This is a genomic window from Sphingomonas sp. BAUL-RG-20F-R05-02, assembly GCF_022662305.1.
Taxonomy (GTDB): Bacteria; Pseudomonadota; Alphaproteobacteria; order Sphingomonadales; family Sphingomonadaceae; genus Sphingomonas.
This window is the reverse complement of record NZ_JAKNQH010000005.1, coordinates 1-15,048: the sequence shown is the minus strand read 5'-3', so window position 1 is coordinate 15,048 and position 15,048 is coordinate 1. Positions and strand designations below refer to the sequence as shown.

At 56.0% G+C, this 15,048-nt stretch carries 12 protein-coding genes and 1 tRNA gene; 7 read left to right on the top strand and 6 right to left on the bottom strand.

Annotated features, from left to right (window positions below; all coding sequences use genetic code 11):
• The first annotated feature begins 72 nt into the window (after positions 1–72).
• The 7 genes from L8F97_RS12215 to L8F97_RS12185 all read left to right on the top strand — a co-directional run bounded on the left by L8F97_RS12215 (position 73) and on the right by L8F97_RS12185 (position 8,583).
• Positions 73–163, top strand: a tRNA-Ser gene (locus L8F97_RS12215).
• Positions 164–634: 471 nt separating this feature from the next.
• Positions 635–1,900, top strand: a complete 1,266-nt coding sequence (locus L8F97_RS12210; RefSeq protein ID WP_242150223.1) for a hypothetical protein — start codon at positions 635–637, stop codon at positions 1,898–1,900.
• 630 nt (positions 1,901–2,530) lie between these two features.
• Positions 2,531–3,678, top strand: a protein-coding gene (locus L8F97_RS12205; RefSeq protein WP_242150221.1) for an IS3 family transposase whose coding sequence is annotated in 2 segments (ribosomal slippage) — positions 2,531–2,789 and positions 2,789–3,678 — 1,149 coding nt in all. Because the reading frame shifts where the segments join, the coding sequence is not laid out codon by codon here.
• Between the two features lie 667 nt (positions 3,679–4,345).
• Positions 4,346–4,912, top strand: a complete 567-nt coding sequence (locus L8F97_RS12200) for a recombinase family protein (protein ID WP_242150219.1) — start codon at positions 4,346–4,348, stop codon at positions 4,910–4,912.
• 366 nt (positions 4,913–5,278) lie between these two features.
• The gene (locus tag L8F97_RS12195; protein WP_242150217.1) at positions 5,279–6,619 is read left to right on the top strand and encodes a S41 family peptidase; all 1,341 of its coding nucleotides are present in this window, start codon (positions 5,279–5,281) and stop codon (positions 6,617–6,619) included.
• Between the two features lie 26 nt (positions 6,620–6,645).
• Entirely contained in the window at positions 6,646–7,734 is a 1,089-nt protein-coding gene (locus L8F97_RS12190) for a DUF2268 domain-containing protein (protein WP_242150215.1), read from the top strand.
• A 159-nt stretch (positions 7,735–7,893) separates the two neighbouring features.
• Positions 7,894–8,583: a hypothetical protein gene (locus L8F97_RS12185; RefSeq protein ID WP_242150213.1), complete on the top strand. Its 690-nt coding sequence runs from the start codon at positions 7,894–7,896 to the stop codon at positions 8,581–8,583.
• A 545-nt stretch (positions 8,584–9,128) separates the two neighbouring features.
• On the opposite strand, the gene L8F97_RS12180 is transcribed toward L8F97_RS12185, so the two are convergent.
• From L8F97_RS12180 to L8F97_RS12155, 6 genes are all read right to left on the bottom strand, one after another.
• Positions 9,129–9,464 (bottom strand): hypothetical protein, encoded by a 336-nt coding sequence (locus L8F97_RS12180; RefSeq protein ID WP_242150211.1) that lies wholly within the window; start codon positions 9,462–9,464, stop codon positions 9,129–9,131.
• Positions 9,465–9,672: 208 nt separating this feature from the next.
• Complete coding sequence (locus tag L8F97_RS12175; RefSeq protein ID WP_242150209.1) at positions 9,673–9,867, bottom strand: hypothetical protein; 195 nt, start codon at positions 9,865–9,867, stop codon at positions 9,673–9,675.
• 381 nt (positions 9,868–10,248) lie between these two features.
• A complete protein-coding gene (locus L8F97_RS12170) occupies positions 10,249–11,115 on the bottom strand; it encodes a hypothetical protein (RefSeq protein ID WP_242150207.1) in 867 nt (288 codons plus the stop codon).
• A 601-nt stretch (positions 11,116–11,716) separates the two neighbouring features.
• Entirely contained in the window at positions 11,717–12,232 is a 516-nt protein-coding gene (locus L8F97_RS12165; protein ID WP_242150204.1) for a PEPxxWA-CTERM sorting domain-containing protein, read from the bottom strand.
• 615 nt (positions 12,233–12,847) lie between these two features.
• Positions 12,848–13,171 (bottom strand): hypothetical protein, encoded by a 324-nt coding sequence (locus L8F97_RS12160; protein WP_242150201.1) that lies wholly within the window; start codon positions 13,169–13,171, stop codon positions 12,848–12,850.
• Positions 13,172–14,652: 1,481 nt separating this feature from the next.
• Positions 14,653–15,048: hypothetical protein (locus L8F97_RS12155; RefSeq protein ID WP_242150198.1), on the bottom strand; the 396-nt coding region annotated here is incomplete at its 5' end.

Here is a 15,048-nt window from a genome sequence, read left to right as displayed (position 1 = left end):
CCCGCGACATGCGACGGGACGACTTGCGCGGCCCGCGTGAACCCTCTAGGGCCGGCCACTTCCAGGGAATGCGGAGCGGTGGCCGAGTGGTCGAAGGCGCTCGCCTGGAAAGTGAGTATACGTCAAAAGCGTATCGAGGGTTCGAATCCCTCCCGCTCCGCCAAGCCGTCAGTTTCGAACTGTCGGTACGCTTTAGTTTCTCGAGCAATCGTCGAGATTTAGTAGCGTAATTTTGCGTCTATAGACGCTCAAAAAACGCATCCTGCGACCACTCGATCCACAGAGCGTCTCTCCCAAAACCGTTTTGCTTTTTGCAGCCGTGGTCTGGCCCACTGCACGCTCTCAAATGAAGTTAGAAGCGATTCTTCGGCAGCTGCCGCCTTGTATTCTCGGCTTGAGGGCGGCGGTCGCACAAGACTCGAACGAGGGAAATGCAATAGGAATTAGAAATGTTGCCCCGAAGCTGTTGGACCTATAAGAAAGGGAGGGCGAGATCATTGCGGCCGATGGAGAAGGCCGTTCGATGTTGCCGGCTCCACCCAACGCGCATAGAACGTTCAGAGAACGCGGATGCGACCGGAGTAAGAACTGTTCGCGGCGGCCGGGGTTGAAAATGGACACAAGTGGAGACCGGATGGGGAAGCCGTATGTCGAGGCGTTCCCGGAGCTCAGCCTGAACAGCGTGCGGCGCGCGTGCCGGGCTGGCCGGCGTATCATCCAGTGGGTGAATGAGAATGGCACCATCACCGGCCATGCCGAAGTTTTGGAGCTGACTGCGACGCGCGTTGTCATTCGATACCAGTTCTTCGGCACTCCCAACATCATAGCGACCTCCGGCATCACCTCGCTCGATGTTCGAAGTAGATTTGTAAACCCGGTACGTGACGCAATTGAGATTATATGCCCAAGGAACGGAGAAAACGTTGACAAGATCTACTTCGTGCAAGGTGCTTGGGCCTGTAAATCGTGTCTTCATCTTGTTCATCTCATACAGAGACTATCGCCAAAGCACAAGATTATCCATAAGAGAGAAAAATTATATTTTAAGGTCGAACAAGCTTCAAAGCGGAAACTTCGACCTCGAAGTCATCAGGCAGACCTACTCGCTCTGAAGAAGTTGCAACGCGCGGGAGACCAATCAACGTTTTTGCCGCAGCAGCTTCAGTTTCGTTCTAACGGCCGGTGGCTCGACCGTGGCGAGATCCCGAAGCGAAGCATCTTACCTGACGACACGGGATATGGCTGGTCACCCGGCGATCGCAGCGGGTTTAAAGCTTTCTGGGCAGATCTGCCTGTTCAGGCCACCGCGGCCCACAGAGGCCGGATCTGTTTGCCGGCAGGTCTCTTATTAAAAGGTGGCTGCTTATTCCAGCACAACATCATGAAGTTGCTTCTGCAACGTTTCGCGGACCGAGCCTGGAGCGTCGGAATTCGTGAACTCACGCGCAATCCGCATTGCACGCTTGAGAAGTTGACGGCTGCGATCGAGCAGGCAGTGCAGATTTGCCCGCTGCGTATTGAGGGCGAGAGTATCATCCCCGCTGCGACCTTGACCAATAGGACAGTTCAACTCGCGGCCACGCTAGAATATTCGGGCGACGTGGAACTCTGGAACTGCAAGGTACCGGGCACCTCCTCCTCGCCAAAGCTGCGAGCGATGATTGGAGATGAGCAGCTTTGGCTCAAAATAGAAACGCATGCCAATCGCACAACTGAGGCGGACCGAGTTATAAAATCTGGGATTGCGCTGGTCCGGCGCCAGATTGAAGCCCAGAGTGAAATTCTGTCTCGCTTCAACGGCAATCTCGTCGATAATTCAACACAGTTCGCACAGGCTCTAATCAAAAATCATCGGATCAATAAGCCGATGCGGAGAATAAGGGTTAAGTTCGAAGATTGATTAAAATCCTGCTTTGAACAAAGCTTTGCTCTTCGAGCCTGCTGTCAGATATAATGCTCCTTGAGGCAATTAGAGCTGCCTTTCCGATATGTAAGCATTTTACATCGTCATGCACCAAGGTGCACGACTTTTTGATGTAGCTTGGGTCCAATAAACAAATATGTATTATCTCGTCACGACCTCTCCGCTTGCAAGCATCACGGGCAACTGATAATACGCTTGAACGACAATCGCGAGGAAACGTCACTAGCTTTCGCCGCGGCGTGACTTGCTTGTTGAGTCCTAGCTTATTTGCGACATTCCTAAAGCGTCAGCTCGCTGCATCCGGCCACTGTAAAGAATTGTAAATGAAAGAAAACCTAGGCCGAGACAAGGGAAGCCCCGACCTAGTAACCACTTTTGAGCAGTTATGCCTAGCTGGCGCGCGCTAGCTAACGAGGTTTGATTTCGATGAAAATGCTGCGACTGCTCAGATTGGGGTAGTTGCCCCTTTCCGTGTTTCTACGTACCGTTAATGGGCAGTTAACGAAATTGCGTCTCGCGGCTATCCCATCCGTGATGTCGCGAGATTGAGCTGCTGCCGGTTTCGTGGACACCGAGATAAGGTGTTTTCGGAACCGGAGGGTGTAAATGCAACGACGGAAGTTCAGCCGAGAGTTCAAGCTGGAGGCGGTGAAGTTGGTCCGCGAACGGGGCGTGGCGGTGGCGCAGGCCGCGCGCGATCTGGACCTGCATGAGAACGTGCTGCGCAAATGGGTCCGCGAAGCGGAAGCTGATCCCCAGGCAGCGTTTCCAGGCAACGGTCAGATGAAGCCCGAGCAGCAGGAGATTGAGCGGCTGCGCCGCGAGTTGGCCCGGATGAAGGCCGAGCGTGACATCCTAAAAAAAGCCGCGGCCTACTTTGCCAGGGACTCGATATGAAGTTCGGGTTCATCGCAAAGCATCGAGGGATCTGGCCGGTGTCGTGGCTTTGCGAGGCGCTCGATGTCTCGCGCAGTGGCTTCCACGCCTGGCTCGGACGCGCGCCAAGTGTCCGGTCGCGCAGCGACGAAGTGTATGCGGGGAAGATCCGTGCCAGCTTCATCTCCAGCTATCGCACTTATGGTGCGCGTCGCGTCTGGCACGATCTCTTGGCCGAAGGCCTTTCATGCGGCCTACATCGTGTCGAGCGGCTGATGCGCGTGCACGGTCTGATGGCGCGGCCACGGCGCCGCGGTCTGCCGAAGGATCAGGGCGAACGCTCGGTGATCGCGGGCAACGTGCTCGATCGGCAGTTCAGCGCGGATGCGCCGAACCAGAAGTGGGTGGCCGACTTCACCTACATCTGGACCGCTGAAGGATGGCTGTATGCTGCCGCAGTGATCGATCTGTTCTCGCGGCGGGTGGTCGGCTGGTCGATGAGCGACACGATGACGGCGCAGCTCGTCACCGATGCGCTGGTCATGGCGATCTGGCGGCGCGGCAAGCCCGATGCGCTGCTGCATCACTCTGACCAGGGCAGCCAATATACCAGCGAGCAGTTCCAGCGACTGATGGCCGACAATGGCGTCACCTGCTCGATGAGCCGGTCCGGCAATGTCTGGGACAACGCTGCGATGGAGAGCTTCTTCTCCTCGCTGAAGACCGAACGGATCGCGCGCAAAACCTACCGCACGCGCAACCACGCAAGGCAGGACGTGTTCGATTACATCGAGCGCTTCTACAATCCCACACGCAGGCACTCGACCTTGGGCTATCTCAGCCCCATGGACTTCGAGAAGCAGGCTCATGTAGCCTAACTTGGTGTCCGTGGGACCGGCAGCAGCTCATAACGACCTGCCGGCAGGTGGCGGGGGAAGGGCTGGCTCATCGAACTTCCGCCGCCCCTCGCATCCCACTTTGCTCAACCGACCGTTAGAGAGTGTGCCCCCCTCGTAATCAGCTTGGAGCGAGTAGCAGCGGCCATCGCTCAATGAGAGGGTTACGGGCAGAAAACCGGGAGACCACGCCTCAACGACGTGTGCTTTGCTCGTTTCAGCTATCGCAAATGCGCCAACAACCTTGGCATGGCTCACAGCCGCGCCGCGCTTGTAGGTCGGATCGGCGTGGATCAGGCTCGACACCGCCGCATCAGGGATGCGGGTTAGTAGCGGCGCACCGGGGTCTGAGGGCACCGCGACACTTGGTCGTGATCCACCGTCACTATATCCAGCGGCCGGGACGAATTGCGCATGAGCGCTGATCGCCGCGACTGCGATCGTGATTCCCACGCTTACGCGGGTAAATGCTGATGCGTTGTTGGTCATTTGCAGCTCCCAGGTCGGGCAGCTTACGACCGTGACAGCAAAGAGCCAGCCAGTATGCTGGCAGCTAGGTTGATGCATAAATCACGAGTTTTGTATCAAATAAGAAACCACACCAAACCAAACGCTTTCATGATGCATAATTCCGATGCACAACCGGAGCATGATATACGGCTACGCACGCGTCTCATCTAACGGCCAAGACCTGGCACAGCAGCTCGTCCAGCTCGACACGGCGGGCTGCACGAAGGTCTACCGCGAGAAGATTAGCGGCGCGACCGCTGAACGGCCCCAGCTCAAGCGCGCGATTGGCGCGCTCGATGCCGGTGACGTGCTGATGGTGACCTCGACCGATCGCCTCGCGCGCAACACCCGTGACCTGCTGAACATCCTTCACGCGGTGAAGGAGGCTGGCGCCGGCTTCCGCTCGATCGCGGAGCCGATGGTAGATACCACCTCTCAGTTCGCCGATGTCATCATTGCCGTGCTGGGGGTCGCCGCTAGCTACGAGCGTCATCGTATTACCGAGCGCACCGCAGCCGGCAGGGTCCAGGCCAAGGCCCGTGGCGTCAAGTTTGGTCGGCGCGCCTCCCTTACCCCTCATCAGCAATCCGAGGCGCTACAGCGCCTTGCAGCCGGCGACACGCAGCGCACCGTCGCCGCCCTGTTGGGGGTGAGCCAGGCTACGATATCGCAAATCCCGACTCCTATCGTGCAGCAGGCCACGTGAGCACTCTCACCAAGCACAGAAGCGTGGAGCCAAACTACGCTTGATCCGTGAAACCGAGCCGATCACGATCCGGAATTTGTTGAAGAGATCGGAGAACGCTTGTTCTAGCCACATCAATCGATGACTTTGTCGTCAGTTTTGCTCGACCGTGTTTAGGGGGAGACGACCCGCATGCCTGCCTGCCGGCCTACTGCGGCCCGCACATTTGGTAGAACCCTTCTCGCTGCCGCAGCCCTAAATTCTATAATATTTTCGCCGGCTGGTGCGGACGTTAACAATCCGCCTCATACGCAGCAGTCTTGGTCGCTCGCTGCCTCACGCGACGTAGAAGCCGCATACCGCGTATTTGCTGAGAACCATCCTGGGATGGTCAACCCCACCGATCCGTCCTTTCCCAAGCGGCTGGAAGCAGCACGCCAAAGGGGGCTGGTGCTTGCGCACCGAACTCGCAACCAAGCAGGGCTCCAGGCAACGCTAGGAGCGTTCAGCGCAGTCTTACGCGACGGACACGCCGAAGCCTTCGTTGAACCCATCATCTCATCAACGGTGCGATGGCCCGGGTTTGTCGCGGCTTGGCGCGGCGACGCTCTCTACGTCTATGCCTCGCAGATGCCTGACGTGGAGAAGGGCGCGCGCGTTTTGGGCTGCGACGGATTAGATACTCCATCTCTGGTGGTCAGGAATGTGTTCGCTTTCCGAGGCCGCCCCGATGAAGCCGGGCAATGGTGGAGTCAGGCCCGCAACCTGTTCCAGGACGAAGGCAATCCCTTCGTCAAACTACCTGGACGGTGTCGATTTTCCGTTTCGGGCAAGGTCGCGCAGGTCAAACTGCGATGGCGACCCGTCGATGAGACCTACAAGAAGTGGCGCACGCTCAGCTACAATGGGGACGTGTTGCCCGTAGGCCTGACCGGATCACATGGCAAACTGACTTGGATTGCATTACCGACGTTCGACCCCGATGATACTCAGCGTGCTATGTATCGGAACATGTTCGCGGAGATCGCACGGCGTCGCGCGACGATGTTAGCCGGAGACGCCGTGGTCATCGATCTTCGCGGCAACCAGGGAGGGTCGTCGCTTTGGAGCGAGCAGTTGGCTCGCGCGCTCTGGGGCTCGGCGCCGGTGGACAGGATTGAAGCCTCTGATCCAAGTCGGGTCTGGTGGCGCGCGTCGCGGGGCAACACCAACTACGCCGCCACGATGGTCAAGCAGCTCGCGATGGAACAGCCGGAAGCCGAGGGCTGGATTACAGCCGTATGGGAGGGGATGCGCGCTGCCTTAGCGTCAGACCGAGCCTTCTACGTTGAACCTGCGACCCCTACAGCGACCAAAAAAACGACGCAGCCTTCTCTGCCGCCGATCGGCCTCCCAGTGTACGTGATCGTGCCCGGTCAGTGCGCCAGCGCATGCCTGGACGCGCTAGACCTCTTCACGCGCCTTCCACATACACGACTGATCGGCGCGCCCAGTTCCGCCGACAGTATCTATCTGGACGTTAGGGTCGAGAGCCTCCCGGATGGCCTTGCCAAGGTAGTGGTTCCCATGAAGCTCTATCGTGATCGGCCACGTGCCGCTGGGCAGATTTATCGGCCTGCCATCGAGGTCCATGACTTGTCCTGGTCTACCGAAGCTTTCGAACGGAGCATTGAGGAGGATTTGAAAAGGCAGAGACCCACCCAACTTTCAACTTACACAAAACTGTGAATTCGGCATCGCGAATGGCGGGTCCAATGACCACAGCCGATCTGCTTTTTCAACGCCGCCAGTCGGCTTATCAGCGCTTCGCTTGCAATTGGCACACGGCCAGGCTTGATAGAGTTATGAACCGGACAGCAAAGTTGGCTTTAATCTGCCTCGCTCTTTGTTCCCCGGCTAGTCTCCACGCTCAGGACCAGCCGCCGCCCGCCGATCCATTGACGGCTCAGATCGACACACAGGATGCTGAGCGCTTTGTCGCTCTCTGGAATAAGACTGGCGGCCACCCGAATGCCGCCCAACTAGACGCTGAGTATATCGCCGGAAGTGGCACCGGAGTGCGTTTGTTTGTGCCGCTCCGCAAGTTAACTGGAAGTTCGATAGCTGCGGCAATCGCGGCACACCCCGATTGGTATGGTGATGCAGTCGCAAAGTGCCTTCCGTGGGTCGCTGCCTCAACGCCCGATCTACGTGCAATTTATCTCGGTCTACATGGGTTACTACCCGAGCGGCCACTACCGCAGATTTACATGCTGGTCGGACGCGGCAACACCGGCGGGACAGCCGCTCCCGGTGCACAGTTGCTCGGGTTGGAGGTGCTCTGTCGAGAGGCGAGGACACCTATCGCCTTCCGAGCGGAATTGCGTTCGTTTTTCGCTCATGAAACCGCGCACACGTTTCAGACCATGACCGATACACCCGGTCAAATCGCCGAACCGCTACTGACCCAAATTCTCGCTGAAGGAGTTGCCGATTATGTCGCCCAACTCGTTACAGGAGAAGTGCCGGATGTCGCGCGCGAAGCGTACGGTCACGCGCACGAACGCGAGCTTTGGGCCCAGTTCACGAAAGATCGCGCTGAGGCAAATTTGAACTACAGTGAAACGAGTGGATTTACGCCGGCCGGCAAGGGAGCGCTCGGGCATTGGCTTTACAACGGCAGTCGCGGGCGGCTCGACGGATGGGAACGCGACATGGGCTACTGGCTCGGCGCTCAGATTGCTGCAGCTTACGTGGAGCACGCCCTTGATCGCCATGCGGCCATCCGCGAGCTGCTCGCACCGGAAGATCCGGCGCAAATCCTACTTAAAAGTAGGTATGCTGATCGTTTTGCAAAGCCTTGAGCTGTTTTCTCTGATGCAAAACTTGTGAATTTTGCATCGCGCATGCGGGAATCGTTTTAGCATTGGCGGTGCGGGAGTACGATTGACCCTTATAGCCGCCTACATCAAACTCGCATTATGTTGAAACTAACATCTAGGTTTTGGCCGGTCGCATTGCTCATGCTGGGGTTTTCCGCCTGCGGAAATAAGTCCACCCAATGGTCATGGGAGGAGGAGCATGCTCCGAGTTGGCAAACATACAAGGCTGAGACCCAGCCTGAACAGCGCCCGCTTTCCGCACGGGACCTACGCCCCACAGATGCAGGACGCTTCACATTCTATGATCTGAAGAATGAATCAGATACAAGTTTGGCTGCGAGATTACTCGGTGAGAATGGTAAGAGAATTGCTTACATCGACCGTCAACCTTCTCGGTGGCAGTATTACTCTGGTGATAAAGCCGCAATTGAATCTATCGATCTTTATACCCATCCAGCGGAGCTGGGATCCCAATATGGACTTTTCGGTGTCGAGAAATACTCATTTGAATTTGCCGATAGTGGCAAAATTGAATCTGTAGAATCGAGCGAGCGATACGGCATCGAGGGTGATATCTTCCAGAAGAAAAACTTTGACTTGAATAAGTATACCAAAATGTGTGAAGCTGCTCTAGCCTCACACGCGCCATCTTATTTTCCTGCGAAAGATTCTATTGCTGCGCACGATGTCGCCCATGTTTTGGTGACGGCGATTGATATTAGCGCCTCCTCAGTAGCGAATTGCCTTTTAAGCTGGAGTGCGCCCGTGATGGTAACTCCTGCACTCCAGCGCTGCGTTCTTATTTGGCAAAGCTTCGCCTTAAAGACATAGACGATTTTAGTTTAGCTGGCTGCCCCGTTTTTGGATCAAAACCAAAAGATGTATGCTTTACATTCGAAGTAGGCAGGAACCAGCTTGGTCCATTTCCAAAATATATTACGGTTCGCGGGTCAACCTACATGAACAACATCAAAGTTTATTCTGTAGCCGTGATCGAGAGCTTCACAATGTCGTGACATTGCCAATCGTCAAACGGGCCAGCTTCTCAGGATGATGCAAAAATCTTGATTTTTGCATCACGAACGGCCGGGCTTGGTGGAGGCTGTGTGAAAACGCGGAGCGCGGCACGCGGTGTGAATTGATGATCCACGATCGGAGCGCTTCCGATTGCCCGCAGTATGTGTCTAAGCGCAGCTGCAAGTCGCGTCGGGCCGGTTGGATGGCCCATTGGTGGGTTCCGGCATCCCAAATTTTTGAGCTGCTTTTTCCCCCGATAGCCGCCGGTCGGCTCTGGAGCGATCCGGTCGATTTTGGAGGCGTCGGAACGGCCTGAGGTGTTGAAAACGGAAGTCGAGAAAAGCCGTTAGCATGTGACATTATGCAAATGTCACGACACGACCCCGTGCAAGTGCGATGTCGTCAGCAACAACATTGCCGTTGTCTCGTTGCAACGGCTGATCTGACATGGTCCGAATGCTGCCACCCTCGCTCTCCCAATCACGTATATGAGCTTCACCGTTCCAGGCATGTGATTGCGTCGGCGGCTCGCGACCAAGAGCGTTGCTGTCGCGGTGGGGAAAGCCTATTCCCGCAATCAACGCGCCGTACGCCTTCGCGAACGCGCGGTGCGCCACGCGTGCGCTCGTTGAAAGGGAGGTATCAGCTAAGTGCAGCGCATACTGCTCCCGGGCGAGCAGGTAATTAATGTCCATGGAAGTGCCTCCATCGGAGCGGGAGCAGCAGGCTCTCAGCCGCACATCGCTCAGGACGTGCAATGCGGTGAAACTCAGATAGCATGCTGCTTATCCAGAGGCACGACAAACACGGCTAAGGAACCACTGCCATCCGGTCTATTCCAGCCTTGTCGCTTTGTGCACTGAACACAGACCCAACATGGCGGAGGACAATCCGCACGCTGCGTCAACCGTCCTGATCGCCGCGCATGGATCGATTAAGCTCCACCAACCTTGCTTCCGTTCGTGCGATGCGGTCGCGAGATCGTTCTAAGGCCGCCCTCGCTTTGTCGATCTTCGACTGTGCGCGCTTGAGAAGCTCCTGGTCTGATAAAGGAATACGGGTCATCGTCGCAGCATAATGCATAATGCCGTAGCTCAACTTTCACCTTGATCAGTCGTGTGCGCGGTGCGGACATCTTCAGCCGCTCTTTCACGAACTTCTCGAACTGTAATCAATCAAGTTTTGAGCCAGAAATCGTCATTATACCCGCGTACCCGGTTGCGCTGCGGCCTCGTAGACGCGAACGTCTGAAGGCAAGCGACAGCCATCCCGCCACTTTCAGCCTCGATAAGTGCCGGCCGGCTTTCGAGCTATCTAATAATTGGCGCAGGATCGCTTGCGCGGCTTAAGGCGGGCTGCTTTGTCCGGAAGTTGGGTATGCGATCAGCATATCAAGTGTGTCGGCTGATGGTCAAAGTAGATCGTTGGGTAAGCTCTGCCGGCGAGCCGCACGATACTTAGCGCACACCAACTCCAACGTCACAGTGGCCGCGCGCTTGGCGGTGACGGCTGGCTCAAGGCAACCGGTTTACCCTCTGCCCAAACTGAAAGGGCATGCAGTCCATAGTAAAGGGACATCAAGACCGTCAGGATCGCAACGTAGCGGATCAGCACCGCTCTGGCCGATGCCCATGGGCTTGAGACCGGGCCGCGGAAGACCTGCTGGAGGCGGGTTTCACCCTGCAGGAGGGTCGCGACGAGAATGATAAGCACCGGAATGTGCCCTACGACATCGACCATGCCGAACTCCGGCATCGCCATTATGAAAACGCCGGCCAGCAGCACAGCGGCGATGCGAACGAGAACCGCACGACCCACCAGCAGGTAGAACGACAGGCTGAACTCGACAAAGCCGGCTATCGTGGCGACCGACGGGAACGGGAACCCCGCGGTGATCCCCGGATGATGCAGCAGCACGGCGATCGTCCATTGTGGAAACAGAAACTTTTCGACCGCCGTCCACATCAGGCTTAAGCTAAGACTGCCGGTGAGGATCGACACTCGCCAAGACGCTATGTGGATGCGGCGTCGCAATACCGGCTGCCCAAGCGCGACGTAAATCGCGAGGCCGACAAAAAACAGGTAGTCGATCATGTAGAATGGGCCAAACCGGGCTACGCCAATGGCGAAGAGCGTAAAGAGTCCGGCAGACGCCGCCAGTGACAGTCGCGGCACCAAAACCATGCCAGCGATCACAAGCTGTAGCAGGCCGATCCAGTGAGCTCGGTTCACCATCTCTGGCGTGAGGACCGATCCTGTCGCATCGTCCGCCCAGAGCACAACTGCCAGATTGCGCCAGAGGCACACTGCATAGACTGCCAAGCCGATGCGAACGACGATGTCCACCACGATGCCTCGGCGCGCCCCTTCGCGGGTTGCGGGCACGATCCGAGCGAGAAGCGCATCAAGGCCTCCACCCACTGCCACCAAACCTGCGAAGCCAACCAAGCAGGTAAAGAACAGCTGAGACAGGACTTGGCTCAAAGGGGCGGGGGGAAGCGACGCATCGATAGGCCCGCAGAACCATTTTACATGAGCGTGGGCAGCATTAGGGAGAAAGAAAAGGGCGAGGACGGCGAGGCCATGCCTCCGTTGCAGGCGGTGTAGGCTATGCTTCACGGCAGCGTCACTCCTACGACGCCTCCAGATACGAACTCGAGTGAACGAAGGACGCTGACGAGCCCCGTTTTCAGGTAGCAATTAATTAGCCGTGTACGTTTGCAGTGGGCAGTTTGCACTGTCCGCTTTCCTACAAGAGCCTTGGCTTTAAGGCTCAATGCGGTGGCGAATCCCTCCACCGTGTATTACGTTAAATAGATCAAACGCGTTGCACATTTTCGTCTAACGTATCTGCGCATTAACGCTACTCTAGCATCGCAGTTTTGCTGAAAATCGGGAGCCGCCACTTTAATCAAGCGGCTCCCGTCACTGCGATTAATGTACGAGGTTAGGCGAAAGAAACAGTTGTGCGGACTTTCTGCCGGCGACGCATCGCACCACCAACTGCGCCCATACCAAGGATCATCATTCCCCAGGTAGCAAGCTCCGGAACAGCACTGATCGCGGTGGTAGCCGTAATTGTCTGTCCGGCGCTCGTTTCGAAACCAATGCTGTTGAGTAGTGCGTTCGTGGTGTAAGCGAAGCCAAAATAATCTTGGCCTCCAACTGTCGCCCGCAATCCTATAAAGTTATCGCCAAGAGAGTAGGGAACCGCAGTCGGTGCCGAAAAGCTCGTATAGCTATCTGTCGGGCCAAACGTTACTGTTCCCCGGTCTGTGTAGCTGCTTGTCGGCGTAGTTGGTATGCCTAGGAAGCCACCAAACGAGTTCGTTGCGGCGGGCGCTTGGTTAAGGACGGAAAGCGGGTTGAAAACGTCGCCGGTCGCTCCGAACGTGAACACATTGCCAAGATATCCGAAGGAGTAAGATCCTTGAGAAAGATCTGCCCTGATCGCGGTGATCACCGGCGCCGCATGTGCAGACATTGGAATTGCAGTACAGGCTGCACAAATTATTAATGATACTGGCTTCACGGCATCTCTCCCCGAAGCTGTCCGAGCAAATGATTCGCGCGCGCTTCGAAATGTTGTAACCCAACTACCGGCTGCAACGAACATGATAGTTAATAATTATGTGAAATGCCGAACAGTGATCCGCGCGGCAATTTCCTTGGCAGTTTATGCTAAAGCCATTGACGCAGGAAAACTTCCTCGCGCTCCGTCAATCGAGAAAGTGTATCGCGATTTTTGCCCATCCGGTGAAGGCTCTCTCCGGCCATCGATAACACGGCCCGCTGATTAAACGAGCTAGAACGTTCCGAGTTCAGAGCGTGATCGCTGACATGGCAAAAGGGATCTTTTTCGCGACGCGCTGGCAACGTCCGTTTTCAGACGTGCCGGAAACGGCCGTGAACGGCGAGTTCTGGGCGACTGCCGTCAGGCTGCTTTTTTGCCCGAAAGCTGCCGATGAGCTTCCAGGTGCGGTGCGTGCTCGCCGATAGAGGCAAAACCGGCGGTTTTTGATGATCTGGATCGGCCAGTATTCGTCGTGCAGCGAAATCTACCAGCGACCAGATAGTTTTAAACGAGCATGTTTGCGTTACTACCGGCTGAGGCGGTTCCGTCCGAAGGACCCTTTACAGCCTTCTTCATGGCTTCTTCCATTTCGCGCAGAATTGCAGCTCTTTTCTCGGGAGGCAGCGCATCGAACTGTTCTTCCGTTAAACCGCGACTTTTAAGAAAATTACCTTTGAACCGTTGTATCGGCGTCTTCTTTGCCTCTTTCAAAAATTCAGCGACCGTCTGATCACCTTTTGCTGAGGCCGCACCTGCGAAAGCCGACCTTGCTGGCGACGACGGCTTTGTAGCGCCGGTGATTACCCGGCCAACGTCGCTGATTGTCATAAGCGGTCCAGTTCAGAGTATGCTGCATTATAGGACCAAACGACTGATCCTGGGCCAATTCCGTCCGTCTGCTTTTCTTCTTCGTAGCTGCCGTTCAGTTCTCGGGCGGTGCGCACGAATTTGACGGCTCGGAACGATTTGAGGCAGTGACAAACGGCCTTTCAGCGTATGAAAAACTTCTTCCCAGAAGCTGCCTTCCGCAGCCGACGGTTTAGGCAAGTGTCCAATTGGGCGAGCTTACCTCTGGATCGGAAATCTCGGACAGACTGCGAGCCTGTCAATTGTAGACTTAGAGGTTATCTCAAGAGGAGCGATCAAGTGCAGATCAGCGAAGCTACCAATGTCGAATGCTCTTACTGCAACTCAAAACCGTAGAGGTAGGTATGACGCATTGCCTATGTGCGCTGACCAGAAATCTATGATTCTGAAGTTACGTATAATTACGTAGTTGATTAACTTGATATTTTTGGATTTATTTGACGAAATATTGCAGAAGATTGGCGGCAGTGAGCACTTTAGGATGCCTCACAGCCGCACGAGAATAGCCGTTAACCTTTGCGCAGGTCGGCTTTGCACGTTCAGAAGCAGGAAGTCGTCGCGGTGCATGGCTGGGCTTGATGCTTATTCGGGTGCTACCAATTAAAAGATCTTACCGAGACGTTGATAAATCCTTAAGCGTGTATTAAGCGTCTCTCGCACTCAACGAGGTGCCTATGGGAGAAAGTACATGCTTCGTTTCGTTCTCGCGCTGATCTACGGCGACAACATCCGCCCTTGGTAAATGCTTAAACCGGTTCGGTGTTGACGAATTATGCAAGCTCTGAGCCGCTAAATTCTTACACCGGACCGGACTTCCAGCCGAACACGTCGACCCGGCTTCAATCATCGTGATCACTTTGTGCTGCACAGCCTAAATGGTTAGATCGATCCGCGTGAGCCTCGGCTTTTCGTTAATCGAAAATGGCAAGAGTAATGGCAGATTCTGCCGGCGATCCATTGATATCAGCAGCGTAAGACTAAGTTTAGCGGCTGAGTTCCGAGCCACGCACTACGATATGTACGTTGATCCCCGCAAGCTTATCCTTCAAGCAATTAGCTTGACGCATCTGGTCTTCGGCTGGTCCGTAAAAGGCGATGGTGTCAGGCGCTGCCTCAACCAAGTAAGCGCCGACTGCCCCGCACTGTAGCTTGGCGGTGACAAACTGCCCTTTCGAAAACTCAGCTTTGTGTTCCGCACACGCGCTCGCGATCAACAATCCCGTCAGAACTGCTGGCAGCAGTCTATACATTAAGCTTCTTTCGATGCCCGCATTCGGCAGGTGTGGCGTAACCCGCTGACTTCAGCAACTAAGGTTTTCTCCGGACAGCGCAACGCCCCAACAGCGAACTGGCTGCTACCCCAGCGGGCCAATGCGCCTGACGTGTTCGCAACAACTTGATCTGGTGGAAAGCCGCCATTCGCCTGTTGGATTTAAAATAGCCTAGCTATGGCGCTCTGCGATAATCCACCCGGCGATCATGGTTGGAAAAAGCAGCAGGAACGGCCAGCTATCCGCGCCAGGAATGCTCGTAAAACGCAGGAACCACTGGCTAACGGACACCGCGCCCATGCCGAACAAAACGAGCGCGAAGATCACCAGAATTCCCATCGGTTGGCAGGGCATGTAAGTCCACAAAACTCTTGCGAACCAAACCTCACGCCCTTTCTCGTTCCGCTTGCTCATTCGCGCAGGCTGCCCCGCACGCTCAATGCCCGCAAGTGGGCAACTGCCGTCCGTCTGCTTTTCACTCCAACTGCGGAAGGTCCAGTCTTGGTCGGCGACCGTAGAATAGCTGCCCTTCCCTGCCCCTCGGCGCAACGACCCAAAAGGCGACAT

What these genes read in the sequence shown, in the direction of transcription:
- L8F97_RS12210 (WP_242150223.1), top strand. Translation starts at nt 635, where the DNA reads ATGGGGAAGCCGTATGTCGAGGCGTTCCCGGAGCTCAGCCTGAACAGC.
- L8F97_RS12200 (WP_242150219.1), top strand. Translation starts at nt 4,346, where the DNA reads ATGATATACGGCTACGCACGCGTCTCATCTAACGGCCAAGACCTGGCA.
- L8F97_RS12195 (WP_242150217.1), top strand. Translation starts at nt 5,279, where the DNA reads ATGGTCAACCCCACCGATCCGTCCTTTCCCAAGCGGCTGGAAGCAGCA.
- L8F97_RS12190 (WP_242150215.1), top strand. Translation starts at nt 6,646, where the DNA reads ATGACCACAGCCGATCTGCTTTTTCAACGCCGCCAGTCGGCTTATCAG.
- L8F97_RS12185 (WP_242150213.1), top strand. Translation starts at nt 7,894, where the DNA reads ATGCTGGGGTTTTCCGCCTGCGGAAATAAGTCCACCCAATGGTCATGG.
- L8F97_RS12180 (WP_242150211.1), bottom strand. Translation starts at nt 9,464, where the DNA reads ATGGACATTAATTACCTGCTCGCCCGGGAGCAGTATGCGCTGCACTTA.
- L8F97_RS12160 (WP_242150201.1), bottom strand. Translation starts at nt 13,171, where the DNA reads ATGACAATCAGCGACGTTGGCCGGGTAATCACCGGCGCTACAAAGCCG.